This window comes from Nocardia sp. NPDC050412, assembly GCF_044458825.1.
Classification (GTDB): domain Bacteria; phylum Actinomycetota; class Actinomycetes; order Mycobacteriales; family Mycobacteriaceae; genus Nocardia.
Genome location: NZ_JBITIJ010000002.1, coordinates 759,655 through 778,971, shown reverse-complemented (window position 1 = coordinate 778,971; position 19,317 = coordinate 759,655). Strand labels below are relative to the sequence as shown.

Annotated in this window: 21 protein-coding genes and 1 riboswitch; of the genes, 11 read left to right on the top strand and 10 right to left on the bottom strand. The window is 66.0% G+C overall.

Annotated elements, in window-relative coordinates; translation table 11 throughout:
• Positions 1–16: 16 nt before the first annotated feature.
• The 3 genes from ACIBI6_RS07515 to ACIBI6_RS07505 all read right to left on the bottom strand — a co-directional run bounded on the left by ACIBI6_RS07515 (position 17) and on the right by ACIBI6_RS07505 (position 3,151).
• Positions 17–952: an AraC family transcriptional regulator gene (locus ACIBI6_RS07515; RefSeq protein ID WP_364348083.1), complete on the bottom strand. Its 936-nt coding sequence runs from the start codon at positions 950–952 to the stop codon at positions 17–19.
• Positions 953–970: 18 nt separating this feature from the next.
• Entirely contained in the window at positions 971–2,215 is a 1,245-nt protein-coding gene (locus tag ACIBI6_RS07510) for a hypothetical protein (protein WP_396955562.1), read from the bottom strand.
• Positions 2,216–2,515: 300 nt separating this feature from the next.
• Positions 2,516–3,151, bottom strand: a complete 636-nt coding sequence (locus ACIBI6_RS07505) for a TetR family transcriptional regulator (protein WP_396955561.1) — start codon at positions 3,149–3,151, stop codon at positions 2,516–2,518.
• A 111-nt stretch (positions 3,152–3,262) separates the two neighbouring features.
• On the opposite strand from ACIBI6_RS07505, the gene ACIBI6_RS07500 reads away from it, so the two are divergent.
• The 4 genes from ACIBI6_RS07500 to ACIBI6_RS07485 all read left to right on the top strand — a co-directional run bounded on the left by ACIBI6_RS07500 (position 3,263) and on the right by ACIBI6_RS07485 (position 5,844).
• On the top strand, positions 3,263–3,769 hold the full coding sequence (locus ACIBI6_RS07500) for a VOC family protein (RefSeq protein WP_364348074.1): 507 nt from the start codon (positions 3,263–3,265) through the stop codon (positions 3,767–3,769).
• On the top strand, positions 3,760–3,915 hold the full coding sequence (locus tag ACIBI6_RS07495; protein ID WP_396955560.1) for a hypothetical protein: 156 nt from the start codon (positions 3,760–3,762) through the stop codon (positions 3,913–3,915). The genes ACIBI6_RS07500 and ACIBI6_RS07495 overlap by 10 nt, the downstream gene beginning before the upstream one ends.
• Before the next feature lies 1 nt (position 3,916).
• Positions 3,917–4,789, top strand: coding sequence for a TIGR03619 family F420-dependent LLM class oxidoreductase (locus ACIBI6_RS07490; RefSeq protein ID WP_364348068.1), 873 nt, complete (start codon positions 3,917–3,919; stop codon positions 4,787–4,789).
• 173 nt (positions 4,790–4,962) lie between these two features.
• On the top strand, positions 4,963–5,844 hold the full coding sequence (locus tag ACIBI6_RS07485) for an RNA polymerase sigma-70 factor (RefSeq protein ID WP_396955559.1): 882 nt from the start codon (positions 4,963–4,965) through the stop codon (positions 5,842–5,844).
• A 231-nt stretch (positions 5,845–6,075) separates the two neighbouring features.
• Here the strand turns inward: ACIBI6_RS07485 and ACIBI6_RS07480 are convergent, their stop codons facing one another.
• Both ACIBI6_RS07480 and ACIBI6_RS07475 read right to left on the bottom strand, forming a co-directional pair.
• A complete protein-coding gene (locus ACIBI6_RS07480; protein ID WP_364348065.1) occupies positions 6,076–6,930 on the bottom strand; it encodes a fructosamine kinase family protein in 855 nt (284 codons plus the stop codon).
• Between the two features lie 112 nt (positions 6,931–7,042).
• The gene (locus ACIBI6_RS07475) at positions 7,043–7,819 is read right to left on the bottom strand and encodes a helix-turn-helix domain-containing protein (RefSeq protein WP_396955558.1); all 777 of its coding nucleotides are present in this window, start codon (positions 7,817–7,819) and stop codon (positions 7,043–7,045) included.
• A gap of 162 nt (positions 7,820–7,981) precedes the next feature.
• Here ACIBI6_RS07475 and ACIBI6_RS07470 point away from each other — a divergent pair, with 162 nt between their 5' ends.
• Positions 7,982–9,085 (top strand): glutamate--cysteine ligase, encoded by a 1,104-nt coding sequence (locus ACIBI6_RS07470; RefSeq protein ID WP_364348053.1) that lies wholly within the window; start codon positions 7,982–7,984, stop codon positions 9,083–9,085.
• Here ACIBI6_RS07470 and ACIBI6_RS07465 read toward each other — a convergent pair.
• The gene (locus ACIBI6_RS07465) at positions 9,079–9,219 is read right to left on the bottom strand and encodes a hypothetical protein (protein WP_364348050.1); all 141 of its coding nucleotides are present in this window, start codon (positions 9,217–9,219) and stop codon (positions 9,079–9,081) included. The genes ACIBI6_RS07470 and ACIBI6_RS07465 overlap by 7 nt on opposite strands.
• A gap of 71 nt (positions 9,220–9,290) precedes the next feature.
• Here ACIBI6_RS07465 and ACIBI6_RS07460 point away from each other — a divergent pair, with 71 nt between their 5' ends.
• Positions 9,291–10,064 carry a DUF72 domain-containing protein gene (locus ACIBI6_RS07460; protein ID WP_364348457.1) on the top strand — a complete coding sequence of 258 codons (774 nt, stop codon included), beginning with the start codon at positions 9,291–9,293 and terminating at the stop codon, positions 10,062–10,064.
• Here the strand turns inward: ACIBI6_RS07460 and ACIBI6_RS07455 are convergent.
• Positions 10,051–10,329, bottom strand: a complete 279-nt coding sequence (locus ACIBI6_RS07455) for a hypothetical protein (protein WP_364348454.1) — start codon at positions 10,327–10,329, stop codon at positions 10,051–10,053. The genes ACIBI6_RS07460 and ACIBI6_RS07455 overlap by 14 nt on opposite strands.
• Before the next feature lie 179 nt (positions 10,330–10,508).
• A riboswitch (TPP riboswitch) is annotated at positions 10,509–10,625 on the top strand.
• On the opposite strand from ACIBI6_RS07455, the gene ACIBI6_RS07450 reads away from it, so the two are divergent.
• From ACIBI6_RS07450 to ACIBI6_RS07440, 3 genes are all read left to right on the top strand, one after another.
• Positions 10,620–11,990, top strand: a complete 1,371-nt coding sequence (locus ACIBI6_RS07450; protein ID WP_364348047.1) for a cytosine permease — start codon at positions 10,620–10,622, stop codon at positions 11,988–11,990. It overlaps the preceding riboswitch by 6 nt.
• A 230-nt stretch (positions 11,991–12,220) precedes the next feature.
• The gene (locus ACIBI6_RS07445; protein ID WP_396955557.1) at positions 12,221–13,639 is read left to right on the top strand and encodes an alpha/beta fold hydrolase; all 1,419 of its coding nucleotides are present in this window, start codon (positions 12,221–12,223) and stop codon (positions 13,637–13,639) included.
• 233 nt (positions 13,640–13,872) lie between these two features.
• Positions 13,873–14,352, top strand: a complete 480-nt coding sequence (locus ACIBI6_RS07440; protein ID WP_396955556.1) for a dethiobiotin synthetase — start codon at positions 13,873–13,875, stop codon at positions 14,350–14,352.
• 235 nt (positions 14,353–14,587) lie between these two features.
• Here ACIBI6_RS07440 and ACIBI6_RS07435 read toward each other — a convergent pair whose 3' ends face one another.
• Positions 14,588–16,021, bottom strand: coding sequence for a DUF4153 domain-containing protein (locus ACIBI6_RS07435; protein WP_396955555.1), 1,434 nt, complete (start codon positions 16,019–16,021; stop codon positions 14,588–14,590).
• A 184-nt stretch (positions 16,022–16,205) separates the two neighbouring features.
• Between ACIBI6_RS07435 and ACIBI6_RS07430 the strand changes: the two genes are divergently transcribed.
• Positions 16,206–16,472: a hypothetical protein gene (locus tag ACIBI6_RS07430; protein ID WP_364348036.1), complete on the top strand. Its 267-nt coding sequence runs from the start codon at positions 16,206–16,208 to the stop codon at positions 16,470–16,472.
• Between the two features lie 82 nt (positions 16,473–16,554).
• Here the strand turns inward: ACIBI6_RS07430 and ACIBI6_RS07425 are convergent, their stop codons facing one another.
• Positions 16,555–17,487: an ATP-binding protein gene (locus ACIBI6_RS07425; protein ID WP_396955612.1), complete on the bottom strand. Its 933-nt coding sequence runs from the start codon at positions 17,485–17,487 to the stop codon at positions 16,555–16,557.
• A 176-nt stretch (positions 17,488–17,663) separates the two neighbouring features.
• A complete protein-coding gene (locus tag ACIBI6_RS07420) occupies positions 17,664–18,365 on the bottom strand; it encodes a response regulator transcription factor (RefSeq protein WP_364348030.1) in 702 nt (233 codons plus the stop codon).
• A gap of 171 nt (positions 18,366–18,536) precedes the next feature.
• Between ACIBI6_RS07420 and ACIBI6_RS07415 the strand changes: the two genes are divergently transcribed.
• Entirely contained in the window at positions 18,537–19,241 is a 705-nt protein-coding gene (locus tag ACIBI6_RS07415; protein ID WP_364348027.1) for a S1 family peptidase, read from the top strand.
• Positions 19,242–19,317 lie beyond the last annotated feature (76 nt).

Sequence of the window (19,317 nt, the reverse complement as noted above, 5' to 3'; positions counted from 1 at the left end):
ACTATTGCGGTGGCACTCAGCCGAGAGTTGTTGTGGACCGGACCGACTCGGCTAACCGGTGTTTGCGAAACTCTCGCGGTGTCTCACCGTATCGTGCCTTGAATGCAGCGGAGAACCAGGTGAGGGTGAAGCCGCTGCGCACGGCAACCTCTCCGATTGTTGCTGTCGTGTCGGGGTTTTCGAGCATGGTCCGAGCCGCTCGCAGTGCTTCGTCCTGGCGCACTTCCCGATACGTGGTGCCCGCCTGATGCAGTGCGGTGCGCAGCTGTCGCGGCGACCAGCCCAATGCCCGCGCCACCTCGGGCAGCCGGAGGTCGGCAACTCCGATGTGTCGGCGCACGTGCTGTCGGACGGTCTCGGCGAGCTCTGTCAGATGAGTCTGCTGCGGTCCGGTATCACCCGCGCTCATCATGCAGAGCAGCTCGGCGATCCGGTCACCGACCGCGTTGAACTCCCGGCTCGTCAACGCGGATCGTTCGGCATGCAGATCACGGACCATGCCCGCGGCGATCCGGCCGAGACCCGAGCCGAGGTCGAGCACCGGCTGTCGTAGGCCGGGTCGCGCGAACTCTGCGCGTGGTACCTGGAAGCCGTAGGCCACCGAGCCGGGGATATGCAGCCGGCACTGCCGATCCAGCGCCAGCACCGCCGCCTGCCCCGGTGAGATTCGAGTGACTCCGTGCTCATCGGCCGCGGCGAATTCTCCCCGCTGTGGGACGACTACCCAGTAGAAGTCCTCGGCCGAAACACGACGGATGTTCGACGGGGTGCGGAAAGCCAGCCGGTCGCCGGGCTGATCCCAGCGCAGCAGGCGGTACGTGGTCGTCTGCTGCACGGTCATGGCCACCTGCCAGCGCTCGGGTTCGCGGTAGCGATGATCCATCGGGACGAAACTGTTGGAGGTTTCGGTCCATTCGTCGACATCCGCGATGTCCAGCTCGTAGTACTCCATTGCGACACCCCGAACGGTTCAGCCGGTGACAATGACGATGTCGGCGCCACTGAACAGCAAGTCGGACGGGCGTGCTCGAGTCCGCTGCCCCGCCGGTACCAGACGTGCGGCCGGTGCGAGAGCGTGCAATTCCCGCAGGAATACCTCGACTGCGAGCTGCGCCAATTGCTTGCCGGGGCAGACGTGTTTACCGAATCCGAAGGTCAACGGAAGTTTGCCGGCACCGTGCAGGTCCAAGGGGTTCGGGAAGGCCCGCGGATCTCGGTTGGCGGCGGCGCACATCACCAGAACCGGCCCGGGCGAGAGCGCGGTGCCGCTGCGCAGCGTCAGCGAGTCCACGACATGCCGCTTCCAAGCCACCAGACCCGGATCGAGCTGAAGTACCTTGGCCGCTACGTGCGCGGTCGATGCCTCGTCGGCGAGCAGGTGCCACCACTGCCGGTCCGGATTGTTCAGCAGGCGCTGCAGGCCCTGCTGGATACTGCCGCTGACGGTGTGTACGCCTGCGGCCAGTGAGTTGGCCACGGCGGACACGGCAACTCGACGGGGTATGCGGGCAGCGCACAGACGGCCGGGCAATCCGTCCGTCCGATCCCGTCCGCCGGATGCGATGGCGTCGGCGCTCACGGTGAACAGCCGACCGAGGCCGCCGACCGCCTCGGCCAATTCGCGTCCGCGCATCCGCCGACCCAGCAGCCCGGACTGGGCACCGCTCCATATCGCCACATGCGGCCAGTCCGCAGGCGGCAAGCCGACCGCTGCGCCGACGATCCGGGCCGCGTAATCGATCGACAGGGACGTCACGTCGAGCGTCCGGTCACTCACGTCACGTTCGGTGCCAAGCGCGTGATGGAAATGCTCGGTCAGGTCCTTGATCCGTTGCGGGCGTTGTGCCCTCGGCACTGTGAAATGTCCCCCCGGGCCTGCCAAGGTGTCCCATACCCGTTTGTGCAGGATGTCGTCGGTGAGATCCGCGGTCGCCTTCGCCGGCAGCGGGAGCAGATGCCGGCAGAGATGGCCGACGGCGCGAGGATTGGCCGCGATGCGCCCGAAACCGACAAGGGGCTCCAGCGATTTCGCGTTCGAGATGCCGGGGCTGGCCGCTTCCATCAACTCCCGCACGTCGTCGTAGCGCCACACCATCCGCAAGCCGGAGTTGTGTCGATAGGTGGGTTCGGACCAGTCGTGCAGCTGGCGATATCGTTCGTCGCGTTCGGCGAACGAGAGCTGGTTGGGGGTCAGCTCGTCGAAAGGGAATTTCATTGTCAGATCATCGGTTTCGCTGAAGTCAACGCGGGCTGTGCATCCTGGTTGCGCAATGCCGGTAACGGGTGGGCTGGCTCCCTCATGGGACCTCCGTGGTTGGTCGACCGTGGCGTCAGGCGCCTACCGGAACAGTGTCGGCTACCGGTGCTCGCTGCTCGGCCGAGTACACATTCCGTGCCGATGAACGTATATTCACTGCCCCACAGCGTAAATGGGTGTGTATTCGCGCCGGGGAATGCCGCGATCCGCCCGCGTCCAGTCTTCCCGGGCAAGACGCTGGACGGCACGTCGAAAATCCTACGCACCACCTGAGGTCGCTTCGCGCACCGGCACGGTGAGCATTGCGACGATCATGTCGATGATCTCGGCGGTGTCGCTGTCGGGGTCCGCGGTGCGCACGCCTGCTTCGAGCGCGCGTTCGTAGTCGGCGATCAGGGCGAACATGACGGTCGCCATCGTTTCCAGGCGCTGGCGGCGACAACGGGACGGGAGTTGCGGCAGGCCCGCATCCAGGCGGGTGGCGATGATGCGGACGGCGGCACGGTCGGCGCCGGCGAGGCGGCGAGCGTCGGCGATCACGGGGTGGGCGCGCACCACCTCGAGGAAGCGGCCGTAGTGGGTGACCTCTGCGGTGTAGATGAGTTCCAGGATGGGGGCGGCGAGCATCGCGACCAGTGTGCGGATCTCATGTGCGGTTCCCTCGGTCTCATACCTGGCCAGCAGTCCCATTCGGCGGTCTTCGAGCCAGTTCATGCGGCGGTCGACGATGGCCTCGAGCAAACCGCTGCGGGAGTCGAAGTAGTAGTGCACCGCGGAGTTGTTGCGCTGACCCGCGGCCGCGGCGATATCGCGCAGCGGGACGTCAACGCCGCGTTCGGCGATGAGTCGTTCGCCCGCGTCGAGCAGTGCGGCACGCGGATCCTCGGTGGCCATGTCAGCACTGTACTAAACCCAAGTATTGACGATGTTAAGCGAAAATGCTTAATTGGGGCCGTACGGAACGAAGGCGCGGTCGCCTTCGTGCAGCAGACCAGAGGTGATCCGATGACCATCGCGCGCGGGCCGATCTTCCAGCTGTGCTGGGTGGTGCGCGATATCGAGGCGGCGCAGCGGGAGTTCACCGAGCGATACGGCGTCGCGAAGTGGTTCACCGTCCCCGACGTGCACTTCGGACCGCAATTGTGCGAATTGCGTGGCGCGCCCGCCGATTACACGATCACGGTGGCATTGGGGTATGCGGGCGGGCAGCAGTTGGAGTTGATCGAGCCCAAGTCCGGGGTCAGTTTGTATTCCGAACATCTGAACAGCGTCGGGCCTGGACTGCATCACGTCGCATGGGTGGCCGAAGACTATGACGCGGCCTTGGCCGAGGCGAAGGCGAGCGGGGCCGAGGTGCTCGCTCGCGGCGCGTTCGAGGATATCGGGATGGAGTTCGCTTATCTCGACGGAGGCGCCCTCGGTTCCGCCATCGAGCTCATGCGGCTGTCAGCCGATATGAAAGCGATGTTCGATTATCTGATCCCGGAGGGGTTTTCGAACCCATGGGCCTAGGAACCGCACTCCCCCAGCTGATTACCGAACCGGTCGAGTGGGACGCGACCGCGGATGTGATTGTGGTCGGATTCGGCATCGCCGGAAGCGTGCGCGGTGCCGCATCGAACAGGGCGCACAGCGCCGAACGTATGGAAGGCGATTGAGATGCGATTCACCTATGCCGAGACGATGACGGACCCGAGCTTCTATATTCCGCTGGCACAGGCCGCGGAAGCTGCCGGGTATACGTCGATGACGATCGCCGACAGTGTGGCCTATCCGAAGGAATCCGACGCCACCTACCCCTACACCCCCGATGGCAATCGGGAGTTCCTGGAGGACAAGCCGTTCATCGAGGCCTTCGTGCTGTCGGCGGCCATCGCGGCGGCCACGACGACACTGCGGCTGACGCCCTTCGTGGTGAAGTTGCCCATCCGCCCACCGGTGCTGGTCGCCAAGCAGGCCGCCTCGATCGCGGCATTGAGCGGGAACCGGTTCGGCTTCGGCGTCGGCATCAGCCCATGGCCCGATGACTTCGAAATAATGGGTGTGCCGTTCGAACATCGCGGTGCACGCATGGACGAGTGCATCGATATCGTGCGCGGGCTCACCGCGGGCGGCTATTTCGAATACCACGGACAGTTCTACGATCTGCCGCCCATCAAGATCAGCCCGGTGCCGACCGAACCGATTCCGATCCTCATCGGCGGACACAGTGGCCCGGCATTGCGACGCGCCGCCCAGCGCGGCGACGGCTGGATGCATGCAGGCGGCGATCCAGCCGAACTGGACCGGCTGCTCGCGAAACTCGATGTGCTGCGCGCCGAATACGGCACCCGCAAGGATTTCGAGATCCACGTCATCTCGCTGGACGGGTTCACCGTCGATGGTGTGAAGCGGTTGGAGGACAAGGGTGTCACCGATGTGATCGTCGGCTTCCGCTACCCGTACACCACCGAACCCGATACCGAATCGCTGGACACCAAAATCGCGCACCTGTCCCGGTTCGCGGAGAAGGTCATCGCGAAGACGAGCTGAACTCACCTGTGTACCCCACGCCTCGAGCCTTGTGACACCCCCGGGGCGATGCCCGTCACAAGCGCCTGGTGTCACAGAATGTGGTGGTCCGGCGTCTGGTGAGCGACGCAGTCGAGATCCAACAGACAGGAGCCACCCGTGACCACACACTTCCGGATGCCGGGGGCGCAGTCGTGAGTGCGGATCCTGCCACCGAAGTCTTCGTCACCCACCGCAACCTGCTCTTCACCGTCGCGTACGAAATGCTCGGATCGGCCGCCGACGCCGAAGACGTCCTGCAAGAAACCTGGCTACGGTGGGCAGGCGTCGACCACGACACCGTGCAAGACCAGCGTGCCTACCTGGTCCGAATCACCACCCGCCAATCACTCGACCGACTACGCACACTCGGACGCCGCAAAGAGACCTACATCGGCCCCTGGCTGCCCGAACCGCTGCTCACCACGCCCGACGTCGCCGACGATGTCGAACTCGCCGAGAACGTCTCGATGGCGATGCTGCTGGTGCTGGAGACACTTGCACCAACCGAGCGCGCGGTGTTCGTGCTGCGCGAGGTGTTCGACCTGCCGTACGACGAAATCGCCGAAGCCGTCGACAAAACCCCGGTCGCGGTCCGCCAGATCGCCCATCGTGCCCGCGCACATGTGGCGGCGCGCCGACCTCGCGGGGTGATTTCAGCGGCCCAGAGCCGAGACGTGCTCGCGGCATTCCAGCGGGCGGTCGAAACCGGCGACATACAGAGCCTGTTCGATATTCTCGCGCCTGATGTCGTACTCCTGGGTGATGGTGGCGGAATCAAACAAGCCCTCCCGCGGCCCGTCACGGGAGCCGACAAGGTGGCCCGCCTACTGGCCGCGTTGTCGGGCAGGATTACTGCCTTGTCGCTGCAACCGGCCCAGGTCAATGGCTATCCGGCGCTGGTAATACGGCTCGACGGCGAGCTCGATACGGTCATGGCGGTGCGCATCGACGACGGGCTGATCACCGGCATCTACTCCGTTCGCAATCCCGAGAAGTTGTCGCATATGCAGCAGGAAACCGCCTTGCGCCGCTGAGTCCGTGGGCCTCGATGTGCCCTGCCCACCACCCTGCCGGTGTCGGGGCATGATTGCCAGGCCAGCAGCGCGCCGTCCTCACCGAAGGCGTCGGTCTGTCCGCACCGAGCATGGCCGGGCCCACTACCGCGATACATGCGCGCCCAGCACCCCCGCACATGTCACCGTGCTGCGCCCTCGCGAGGGGGCAGTACTGGGGCGCTGTAGGGGGCAGTCTTACGGGGTGCGGTCCTATGGGTGCGATGCGGCGAGGGCGGCCGTGGCGGCGGCGATGGTTTGGGATCGGTAGGAGATACCGAACAGAACCACGTGCACGAGGAGTGGATGCAGTTGGTGCAGGGGGATGCGGTTGCGCCAGCCGTCGGCGAGGGGGTGGGTTTCGTGGTAGGCGGCGCGGATTCGGTCCAGGTGTGGGATGCCGAAGAGGGCGAGCATGGCGAGGTCGGTTTCGCGGTGACCGCCGTGCGCGGCCGGGTCGATGACGAGTGCGTGGTCGGCGGTCCACAGGACGTTGCCGGACCACAGATCGCCATGGATGCGGCTGGGCGGTTCGGGTGGGCCCGCCAAGGTTTCGATATTCTCGATCACGCGCTCCACCAACCGAATTCCGTCGCGACCGAGCGCTGCGGCGGCCCTCGGCAGATATGGGGCGAGGCGGTAGTCGGCGTACCAGCGTGCCCACGAGCCATCGACCTGGGTGTTGTCCAGCGGTAGATCGGCGATCCAACCCGACCACGGCGCGCCGAACGATCCCGGCGAATCCGCGTGCAGCGCAGCAAGTTCGCGCCCGAAACGCGCCGCGGAAGATGCGCTCGGCGCGGCCGCGGGCACCCAGGGCAGCACCAGCATCCCGCCATCGACAGCCAGCACCTCGGGCACCAACTCCGGAGCCCCCGCCGCGAGCCAGCGCAGCCCCGCCGCCTCCGCCGCGAATACCGCCGCCTGGTCGTGCGCGACCTTCACGAAGACCTCGCGCCCGTCACCGAGAATTGCTCGATGCAATGTCCACGAATGCTGTGAACCCAGATCGGTCATCGAATCCACCGCTACGCCGACCAGTGCCGCGAGATCCGCCGCGCCCGTCACTTCGGTCCCCTGCCCACGCCCCGAACCTACCCCCTCGAGCCTCGATTCGGCGCGGTTGATCAGTAGTCACTGGCGTCGATCACCATGACGCACACAGCACAACGGCCGCTCATCACGATGCGGCGTTGAGGCGCTTCTTGGTCTCCTCATCGGCAGGGAAGAACGATTCGATGGCGAGTTCGGCGACGGTGACGTTCATCGGCGTGCCGAAGACGGTGGTGACGCTGATGAAGGACAGTTCGTGGTCATCGTGGCGCAGGCGTAGCGGGACGACGGCCTGGTCCGGATCGGGGAGAATGAGATCGGCTGTGCCACCGGGGTATTCGCGCAATTCGTCGCGGAGCTCGATCAATTCCGGCGAACCGGTGACTTCGATCTGGCGCGACAACCGCTCGAAGATATGGCCGCGCCATTCGGCCAGATTGACGATGCGGCTGGCCATACCATCGGGGTGCAGGCTCAGGCGCAGGGCATTCACCGGTGCGGTGAGCAGTTTCGGGTCGATACCCGCCAACAGCAGTGCCACACCGGAATTGGCGTCGATCATATTCCAGCTCTGGTCGATGGCCAGTGCAGGATAGGGATCGTGGCCCGCGAGGATCTGGCGCATCGCACCGCGCACCGCGTCCATCGCGGGTGTATCGAGGGATGGTTCGGCGTAGGCGGGTGCGAATCCGGCCGCGAGCAGCAGCCGATTGCGTTCGCGCAATGGGATTTCCAACTGCTCGCACAGGTGCACCAGCATGGTGCGGCTCGGATTCGCGCGACCCGTTTCGATGAAACTCAGGTGCCGCGCGGAGGTTTCGGCGCGCCCGGCCAATTCCAGCTGGCTGAGCCTGCGCTCGAGCCGCCAATGGCGCAGCAGGTCACCGGCTGTCTGCGTACTCATGCTGCCGATCCTACGAAGCCCGCGGTCCCGACACGATTACCTGACGGGTAATCGAGGTGCGGCGACTCAGAACCGCCAGCGGGTCGCGCCACCGGGTTCCACGGTGGACAGGGCCGTGGCGGTATCCGTCCGGATCAGCGATTTGCGCAGTAAAATCCAGTGATGGCCGTGGTCCTACCCACCGTCGGCGTGGAAGAGGAGTTCCTTCTGGCGGATCCGATCACGGGTGCGCCGAGTCCGCGCAATGTCGAAGTCGCGGGGGCGGCCGCCGATGTCGGTATCGATCTGCAGTTGGAGTTGACGCGGTGTCAGGTCGAGATCAATACCGGGGTGCACACCCGGACCCCTGAATTGCTCGATGACCTGTGCCGACTGCGCCGCAGCGTGGCGAATTGCGCGGAGAAGCACGGTGCCCGATTGCTTGCGGTGGCGGTGCCGCCCGCGATACCGGATGCGTATCCGGTCACCGATACACCTCGCTATCAACGTATCGAACAAAACTTCGGGATGCTCGCCCATGAACAGGGTTTGTGCGGCTGCCACGTGCATGTCGGGGTGTCGTCACGAGATATCGCGATACGGGTCGGGAATTATTTGCGGCCGTGGTTACCGGTGTTGTTGTCGCTGACCGCCAATTCCGCTGTCTACCGCGCCACCGATACCGGATACGCCAGTTGGCGCAGCATCATGTGGCGGCGGTGGCCCAGTGCCGGTCCCCCGCCCTTCTTCGATTCCGTCGCGGACTACGACGATATGGTGCAGATGATGCTCGCCAGCGGCAGCATTCTCGATACGGCGATGGTGTATTGGGATGTGCGGCCCTCGGCCTCGTACCCGACCGTCGAGGTGCGCGTCAGCGATGTACCGGCGACGGTCGAGGAAACGGCGTTGTTGGCCACGCTGATTCGCGCGGCGGTCGTCATGGCGCAGACGGCGATTCAGGATGGGTTGCCACCGCCCCCGGTGCCCGCGGAGGTTTTGCGGGCCGCGTATTGGAAAGCCGCCCGGTCCGGGTTGGACGGAGACGGGCTCGACACGATCAGTGGGCGCGCCCTTCCGGCCAGCACCCTGCTCGCCGGTCTGATCGACCACCTCACCCCCGCGCTCGAACAGTCCGGCGACCAGCAATTCGTCGCCGATACCGTCAAAGCAGTTCTGGCGCGTGGCAACGGCGCGCGGCGACAACGCATCGCGATGCACGCGCGCAACGAGGTCACCGATGTCATCGATGTGGTCGCCGCAGCCACCCTTGAAGGGTGCTACTGACCGGACGAACCGGAGACCGGGCGCAGGCCACGATCCCGGACGACCTGTACGGCACGGAGAGCCAGTAGCGTCGCGCTGGTCACCATGTGCTCGATCGCGTCGGTGATATGGCTCGGGAAGCTGAAGATCAGCACGTGGTACGAGAATCTATCTACTACATAGCGTCGTTGACATGAGGGCCGTCAGAAAGTGCTTCGATGGAGGTATGCCCCTACTCGTCGGCACATCGGGTTGGCAGTACCGGGACTGGCGCGAGGTGCTGTATCCGACGAATGTTCCGCAGCGTGCGTGGCTGGAAACCTACGCCGCGGGCTTCGCAACGGTCGAGAGCAACAATGCTTTCTATCGACTGCCCAGCGGGGAGACCTTTGCGGCATGGCGGGATCGGACGCCGCCGGACTTCTGTTTCGCGGTCAAGGCAAGCCGTTTCCTCACCCACATCAAGCGACTGCGCGAACCCGAGGAGCCGGTCGGGCGCTTGATGGAACACGCCCGTGTACTCGGCGACAAGCTGGGGCCGGTGCTGTTGCAACTTCCGCCGACACTGCGGGTCGATCCGGCACTGCTCGACGCGTGCCTACGCTGTTTTCCGCCCGAAGTCCGGATCGCGGTCGAACCCAGGCACGATTCCTGGTGGATTCCGGAAGTTCGTGCCGTGCTGACGGAACACGCCGCGGCGCTGTGTTGGGCCGATGTCCGCTCCCGTCCCGTCGCGCCGCTGTGGCGCACGACGGACTGGGGTTATCTGCGACTGCATTCCGGACGTGCCACACCCACACCGCGCTACGGACGCACGGCACTGTCCAGTTGGGCGCGACGGCTGGCCGACACCTGGTCGGATCGCGAAGAGGTGTTCGTCTACTTCAACAATGATCCCGGCGGTGCGGCGGTGCGCGACGCGGTCGTCTTCGCGCGCGCCGCCGCCGCTGCCGGAGCCAGCGTCAGCCGAACACCCACAACTGTTTTCAGCCGACGATAGAGTTCATGATGGTGCCCGCGCTGGTTGCGATGACACCACCGAGCATCGCGCCGGCAAGCATTTTCGGCGAGTCCAGGGTGCCGCCGCTCCACTTCTCCCACGCGAACCGGCCGCCCGCGTAGGTGATGCCGCAGACACCCGACAGCATGACAAACCAGGTCAGGTAGCGGACCATCTGCAGGATCTTCTCCGAATTGGGCGGTGCCTCCGGCGTCGGATTCCCGATTTGAGCGAGGACGGTCTCGTGCAAGGCGATCAGCATCATAGGCGCATACTCATTCCAGTCGAGGTGAGCGATGAGCGGCAGATAACCGAGCAATAACCAGGTCGGTACCGGACAGTATGGGCGGTGGTTGCGATGTTCGGGGCGGTCTCCGCGGAACCTGTCTGGAATGTCCGAAGGCGCGGCCCGGCGCGCCGTGCACGGGTGTAGCATTTCGCCCGAAAACCCAGCGCGGGAGCTCGGGCACGGCCGGGCTGAGAGGGCGGACCCCATGTTTCGCCGACCGCATGAACCTGTCCGGGTAATGCCGGCGTAGGGAGAGCGGTACCGGGATGTCTGCACCCACCCTTGATCAATCCGAGCGGCGCGAAGCACCGCTGACCCTGGACCAGCCAGCGCCGAAGGTGCTCTCGTTCTGGGATCAGGGCGCGTTCTGGGCGAACCTCGGGGTCAGCCTGTTCGCATTCTCCGGTGCGTACACGGTGCTGGCGCCGAATTCCGATGGCGCCGCCCAGATCTCCATCGCCGCGGGCATTCTCGCGATGATCATCGGTACGGTGGTCGGCGGCCTCATGCTCGGTCTTGCCGCGGTGCCCGGAGCCAAGACCGGTAAGCCCGCGATGATGTTGCTGCGCGGACTATTCGGCGCGAAGCTCAGCTATCTGCCGACCGTACTCAATATCGCGCAGCTGATCGGTTGGGGCACCTTCGAATTGATCGTCATCGGCGATGCGGCGGAGGAGTTGTTCGATGGTGGTCAGCACTGGATTTACGTGGTCGCCGCGGGCGCGCTGACGACGGTCTTGACGATCTGGCCGCTCGGTTCGGTCCGGATGCTGCGACGGTTCGTGACCGTCGGCGTGGTGATCGCGTTGATCTGGTTCTACGTCCAATTCGTGCGCGCGGGTCTGCCTGATCTCACCGCCAACCCGGGCACCGCGGGTGGCGGGCCGTTCGGTGTGGATTGGAATCTGTTCTGGGTCGCTACCGATGCGGCGCTCGCGGTTTCGATTTCGTGGGTGCCGGTGGCGGCCGACTACACCCGTCACTCCCGCAGCACCGGTGCGGCATTCGGCGCGGCCAGTGGGGCGTATGCGTTCACCCAGATCATCGCCTATGTGCTCGGGCTGTTCGCGCTGGCGCTCGCGCCCGGCGACGGCGGGGTGTATTCGCCGTTCCTGAAGGTGACCCTCGGTGCGGTGTTCTTCTTCATCTTCGTCTTCCGTGAGGCCGACCAGTCGTTCGCGAATGTGTACTCGACGGCCGTATCGATCCAGAACCTCACGCCCCGGGTCGATCGCCGGGTGCTCTCGATCGGCCTGGGTGTGCTGATCACACTGCTCGCGCTGCGGCTGAACATGGCGAACTACTTCGGCTTCCTCGGCCTGATCGGGTCGGTTTTCGTGCCGCTGCTCGGCGTGCTCGTCGCGGACTTCTTCCTTCGCAGGCCTGACCAGTGGAATACCTCGGCGAACGCGCCATCGCGGTGGGGCATGGTTTTCGCGTGGCTGGTGGGACTTTCGGTCTACCAGCTGATCAACCCGGGCGACGCCGGAGTATGGACCGACTTCTGGGTGGACGTGCAGGAAAAGCTGCACTTCACCAAACAGGCCTGGATGAGCGCGTCGCTGTTGTCGTTCCTGGCCGCGGTGCTGGTCGCGTGGAGTGGAGGGCGGATTTCGGTGCTACGCAAGTCTGCGTAGCCTCCGAACAAAAGTGCCCTGGGCCGCCTACGGCCGACACCGCAAGTGCCGGCCGGTTCCTACGCCACATGTCCGCACGCGGCGAATGTTTCGCGAGCAATTCGCCGAGACGGGTGGCGGCTGTACTGATCTCGGGCGGCGGCGGTTGCGGGGTTTTCGATCCCCTTGGGGCGCACAACTTTCCGATCACGCAATCTTGCGTGCCACGCAAGATTGCGTATCGTGAAAGCGTGGCATTCGTACTCGGGTTGCGCGAACGCAAGAAGCTCGCGACTCGGGAGGCGCTCGGATTCGCGGCGCTACGGCTGGCGGTCGAGCATGGGCTCGACAGCGTGCTGGTCGAGGACATCGCGGCGGCGGCGGGAGTTTCGCCACGCACGTTCAACAACTACTTCGCCAGTAAGCACGAGGCCGTGTGCTCGGTGGCGGTCGATCGGGCCCGGCGGATCGCGGACGGACTGCACGATCGTCCGGCGGCCGAAGCGCTGTGGCCCGCGGTCATCCACGCGGTACTCTCCGAATTCCGCGACGACGAATTGCCCGATCCGGTGTGGACTCGCGGTATTCGGCTGATCACCGCCGAGCCCGCGCTGCAGGGTGAATATCTCAAGGCGCAGGCCGTCATCCAAGAGGCCATCGCGACGGCCATCGCCGAACGCACCGGCCACGACCCGCACACCGAGATGTTCCCGCGGATCATGGCGGGCGCGATCGCGACGGCACTGCAGGTCGCCATCGACCGTTGGGTCGATGCGGACCCGCCCACCGCGGCACTGCCCGTCATCCGGGAAGCGTTGCGGCAACTGTCCTATCTACCAGGAGCCTTTCCCATGGACGTTCCCACCAGCCACACCCTCGCCGTGCCCGGTGCGACGCTGTACTACGAGATCCGCGGCACCGGACCGCTGCTGCTGCTCATCCCGGGCGGCAATGGCGACGCCGGGAGCTTCGATCAGATCGCCGAGCGCCTGGCGGATCGCTATACGGTGGTTTCCTACGATCGGCGCGGATTCTCCCGCAGCCCAGCGCAGGACCACAACGTCCAACTGGACGGCGCTGATGCTGCCGCACTGCTCACCCACCTCGGCGATCAGCCCGCCGCCGTGCTCGGCAGCAGCTCCGGCGCCATCGTCGCGCTCGAATTGCTCACGACGCGACCCGAACTCGTGCACACGCTCATCCCCCACGAACCGCCGCTGGCGACCGTCCTGCCCGATGCCGACAAGTGGCTCACCTTCTTGGACGACGTTTACCAGACAAGCAAGTCCGAAGGCTTCGTCGCCGCCATTTCCGCATTCGCCGCGGGCGTCGGGCTGCGCCAGCAGCAGCCCGGCGCCGAAGAACCCACGCCCGAAGCCGCCGCGATCGGTGCGCGCATCCAGCAGAACATGCTGTTCTGGATGGAGAACGAGATGCGTCAGTACGTCCGCTACACACCGGATTTCGACGCACTGCAATCCGTCGCCGACAAGCTCGTCCTCGTCGTCGGACACGATTCGAAGGAAACCTTCCCGGCGCTGCCCAATGTGGTACTCGGCGAGCACCTCGGACTCGACATCGTGGAATTCCCGGGCGATCACGTCGGATACCGAAGTGCCGCCGAGGAATTCGCCACTCAACTCGATACATTGCTCGCCAAGCGCCGGTAGGCACCTCTGGTAAGCCCGCGGGGCCCCTGCCCGAACCGGCCAGCGGATATCCGCCGCTCGGCACCGAGCCAGTGGCCTGATCACGGGTCCACGAACTCGTCACGCTCACACGCACCGGCGTCCCGGTCGTGGAGCGCGCCTCGGGCATTGAGATCTGGTTCGGCGAACCGGACTCTCGCGATGCGGCAGATGCCCTCCGCTCGGCGCCGAGACCAGCAACTATCGTCGACTTCATGGCTCGTGACATACCTGCGCAGGTCGCGGTGTGCGGACCGCGTGATTGCACGAACACCGAGGCCGAATGGGCGGCGGAGGTGGGACGGCTGCTCGCCGCTGCCGGTGCCACGGTGCTATGCGGCGGCGGTAGCGGCGTCATGGCGGCCGTTGCCGAGGGGGCCTCCGGGATGGGCGGTCTTGTCATCGGGGTTCGGCCTGATACCGACCGGTCCGCCGCCTGTCGCGGTCTGTCCGCTGTCCTGTACACCGGTATGGGCGAGGCCCGAAACGCCATCCTGATTCACTCCGCCGACGCCGTCATCGTGATCGGTGGATCCTGGGGCACCCTCTCCGAACTCGCTTTCGCTCACCACCGCGGCACCATCACCGTCGTCTCCCTCGGCGGCTGGCAACTTCACGACGCCAGCGGAAGCCCCATCCCCGCAGCACAACTCGCCACCGATCCCGCCGACGCCGTGCGCCGCGCCCTCACTTAGGCCGCGAAACATTCAGCGCTTCGGCGCACTCAGCGCCCGCTGCGCCCCTGCGACATGGGGACAGTTCGCCGAAAGGTCGGCGTGGGCCGACTTCCGGGGTTCGGACTCTGATGGGCGCGTACGGCTTGGCGACCGGCAGCTGAGTTCGGTGGCCCGGCAACTCTGCCTGTCCGCGGCAGTCGCACGCGTCCGGTCTGGCGCATGTCGTCATCGCCGGCAACCAGGCACGAGTGTCCTAGCGGGCACGGGCGCGAGACAGGTTCCAGCTCTGCCACGTGTCGTCGTCGAGACTAGTGCGGATGGGGCCGAATATCTCCGCCCGTTGCGGCTGCGGAAGCCGCCCGACGGCAGGGAGGATATCGGGCGAGAGTCTGCTGAGGTAAAGCGTGTCGAGGTTACCGCCGTGCTCCCAGCGGTCGATATTTCGTTCCGCGACAAGGCCTTCCGGGTTCAGCACGGCCAGCGCGAACAGCGTCGACATCGCGGTGCCGATGGCGGCGCGCGGCAGCCAGGTGCCATCGAGGCGCAGCACCGCCGCGATCATCAGCAGGTACACCAGACCCAGCCAGAGTTCGCACACCTCTACCAAGAGGCGCATGACGGTGAAGCCGTAGGCCTGCTGGTAGGTCCACATGCGACCGAGGGCCGAGGCGACGATGATCAGCGTCAGCACGCCGATCGCGGACAGCAGGATGCGCAACCAGGCTCGGTCGGCGGCGCACTCCTGTGTGGCCCAACGCAATACGACGGCAATTACGGCGAGGGTAAGGATGCTGACGATCGAGAGCTGCCAGAATCCGCTGCGCGCGTATTCGGCGTAGGTCAAATTCGCGGTGCGCTGGACGTAGTCGTCACCGCCGAACAGCGCGACGAACTGGGCGGCGACGAAGACCGCGAACAGGATGGTCAGCGCACCCACCGGCAGTGCCCATTCCAACCGTCGCAGGCATCGGCCGGATGGCGCGCCTGTCGCCGCTGCTCGCGGACCCGCAAGCAGATACATCGCCCCGACGCTGCCGAGCCCGAGTACCGCGAACAGCGCGATCCACTGCACGACCGATGCCGCGTCGAGCTTCGGCGTCACCGCGTCGAGCAGCTTCGCGAATGTCGCATCGGCGCCGCCCAGCAATGGCACGAAAACCGCCAACAACGCGAGCGTCACCGCACCCGATATCCCGGCTCGCCACGACCGCCGCGCCGGACCTTCGCCGATCCGCCCGAACGCCGAATACACCCACGGAACGCCCGCAACAGACTCGATCGGCACCGCGATCACGTCGTACCACGCGCCATATACCGACCGCCGGCCGACGACAGCCAACGACCCGGCCACCGCGGCCGCTACAACACAGAGCGCGAACAGCCACCCCGCGGCCCGCATCGCCCCCACGGCCAGCAGCGCCAACGCCAGGATCGTCCACCAAACCCGCCCCCAATTCGCAGTGCGGACACCAAATCCCGGTACGGCTCGATCAGCTTCCGCACCGCCCTCTTCCAGCCTGACCCCACCCCCGGCACCGACCGGAACCTCGCTCCCTGGTTCATGTTCGGTTGCCTTCGCAACGGGCAATTTCGGCGAATTCGGTATCGGCACCGCATCGTTGTCCACCGAACCGCTGCCGTGCGCGTCAGATCGATCGGACTCCGCGCCAGCATCTTTGAGCAACATCCGACCACCGGGCGCCTCAGGAGCCGAATGTCCTGGGTCACGCTCCCTCGCCTCGGAGCCGAGCGCATGATTTGTCGGCACGGCCATTTCTGCCGTGTGACGTGCACGGCCGTCCACCGTGCATACCGCGGCCGCCGCCACCAAGCCGGCAAGTACCCAACCGATCCCAGGCCGGTCCAGCGGAATGAACACCGCGCCCGCGAGACCTGCGATACCCGCCGCGGGCAATACGCCCGGCGGGCAGGCGATGCGCCGCCATCTCGGCAGTTGTACCGGCCAGGGTCGCGGCGCGGGCAACCCGGAGTTCGGCGGCGGAAGTGGCGCCATGGTTGGCGGCGCACTCGATGGCGGACTTATCAGCACACTCGACGGGCTCGACGCATCCGCTACCGACTCGGCTCGTACGCTCGGCTCCGATATCGCTTCGGGCGGGGTAAGTGGTTCGGGTTGATCTGGCATGAGTGGGCCCTCCTACGGGTGTGCGGGATCGTCCCGGGACCGCATTGGTCCGGGTTACGGAAAAGTGGAATGCGTTAGGGGGCGGGGAGAACCACGCGAATGCGCGAGCCCGGATCGGCGACGGCTATGGTGCCGCCGTGTAGGTCGACTATCCAGCGGGAGATGGCAAGACCCAGTCCGGTACCGCCACCATCGGTGCGCCCGCCGCGGGTGAAGCGGTCGAAGATGGTGGCGCGCTCAGCGATCGGGATGCCGGGGCCTTGGTCTTGGACGTCGATGACGAGACCGCCGCGGTCGACGCGGGCCTCGATGCGGACTTCGCCACCGGCGGGTCCGTGGCGGGCCGCGTTGTCGAGCAGGTTGAGCAACACCTGATGCAAACGTGCACGGTCTGCGAAAACGCTTGCGCTGCTCGGTTGCACATCGGTGCGGAAGCGCACGCCGCGCCCGAGCGCCGCGGCGGCCACCTCGGCCTCGGCGATGACCTCGACCAAAAGCGGTGTGACGCTGATTTCTTCGCGGTCCAGGGCGCGGGCGCCGGATTCGATGGTGGACAAGTCGAGCAGTTCGCCGACGAGTCGGCCGAGCCGTTCGGTCTGGGCGAGTGCGGTGCGCAGGGTTTTGTCGTCGGGTTCGGATACACCGTCGACCATGTTCTCCAGTACCGCATTCAGCGCGGTGATCGGGGTGCGCAGTTCGTGCGAGACATTGGCGATCAGGTCGCGGCGCTGTTGGTCGGCGGCGGCCAGGTCGGCGGCCATCTGATTGAAGGCCGCCGCCAGTTGCCCGACCTCGTCGCGTGAGCTGGCCCGCACCCGGCGGGTGTAGTCGCCCTGCGCCATCCGCTTGGCCGCCGCCGTCATCTCGCGCAGCGGCCGAGTGGTGCCGTGCGCGAGGATTTGCGAGGTGATCAGCGCGATCACCGTTGCCGCGATCGTCGTCTTCGGCGGCAGCCAGCCGATCCGCAGCCGGAAGAACCCGAATGCCACCCCGGCCGACCCGAGCATCAGAATCGCGAACTTCAGCTTGATCGATTTCACCGGATCCAGCGGCCGCGGCAGCACCTCCGCGACCGCGGCCGATATCGCACCCAGCTTCGGTGAAACGGCCGCACGCCACCGCGGCCCCGCCGCACCAGCACGTACGCCATCCTCGATAGCGCGATCCCTACCGGACTCTGCACTCATCGCGCGTCCAACGCATAGCCGACACCGTGCACCGTACGGATCACGTCCGCGCCGAGCTTGCGGCGCAATGCCTTGATATGACTGTCGACCGCCCGGGTGCCCGCGGCGTCGGCCCAGTTCCAAACCTCTTCGAGCAATCGTTCCCTGGCCAGCACGACGCGGGGGCGTCGTGCCAGCCGAACCAGCAAGTCGAATTCCAGCGGAGTGAGTTGGGCTTCGATATCGGCGCGCCACACCCGGCGCTGGTCCACATCGATGCGCAGATCACCGACGATGATGGTGGCGCCGTCGCGTTCGACGGCACGGTCCATGCGGCGTAGCAGGGCATGGACTCGCGCGGCGAGGACACGAACCGAGAACGGCTTGGTCAAGTAGTCGTCCGCGCCGACGCCGAGGCCGATGAGCTGATCGGTTTCGTCGGTGCGTGCGGTGAGCATGAGGACCGGGATCGGGCGCGCGGCCTGAATGCGACGGCACACCTCGAGACCGTCGAAGCCGGGCAGCATCACATCCAGCACCACCAGATCGGGCACGACCGCCTCAGCCGCCGCAACCGCCCCTGGACCGTCATGGGCCAGATCGACGGTGAACCCCTCGGACCGCAGCCGCACCGCCACCGATTCCGCGATGGTCACCTCATCGTCGACCACTAGAATCCGTCGCGCCGCCTGCCCGTTGCCCGCCCCGTGCTGTTCCATGAACCGAAACCCTAGCCACCCGCTGTGGAGAGAACCCGCACCAATTGTGGAGATTCCGTGTGCACCGCGGACGGCGGCAGCTCAACGGCGGAGACGACGACATCAAACCGTGTCCCACCTGCAACGAAAGCGAAGGCCGAGAAGTGGCGACCACGGCGGACAGTTAGCGACATGGTTGCCATGGGCAGGATCGGGATACGCGTGCTCGTGGCCGCGATCATCGCGGTCATTGCCCCCTCAGGGCTCCCTGGTAGCGCGACGGCCGCACAAATGGCGACAATGGGCGGCGGCTCCGGGATTCTGCTCGACGGCCGAGCGGTATGCACCCTCACCACGGTCGGCTACGACAGCGCCGACCGGATGGTCGGGCTCACCGCAGGACACTGCGCCGAGATCGGTATGTCGGTCCAGGCCGAGACGCAGGGAGCGGGCGTCATCGGCACCGTCGCCGCGGTCAACCGCAACAACGACTTCGCCGTCATCGAATTCGACCGCACCAAGGTCACGCCGGTTCGCCAAATAGCGCAGACCTTCATCGGCGGCATCGGCGCACCGCCGCGACCGGGCGATGTCGTCTGCAAAAACGGCCGCACCTCCGGCTTCGACTGCGGTGTGGTGTGGGATGCGCGCGACTGGTGGTTCCAGAGCCAGCTCTGCTCCAGGCCGGGCGATTCGGGCGGGCCGGTCACGCTCGGCGACCGCCTCGTCGGGATGAATATCGGGCATATCGGGCTGATGGTGCTCGGCGTGACCGTCTTCGACATCGCCTGCGGCACGGCGGCGGTGCACGATCCGGCCGTGGCGATCGAGATCGGCGTAATCCTGGGTGAGATGGATCGGTCAGGTGGCGTCGGTGCCGGGTTCCGGCCCCTCTGAGATCCTCGCGAATTGCATTGGCTGACGAACCACATGCTCTCCCAGGTCCGCCGCTGAACCCGAGGCTCCCTCCTCG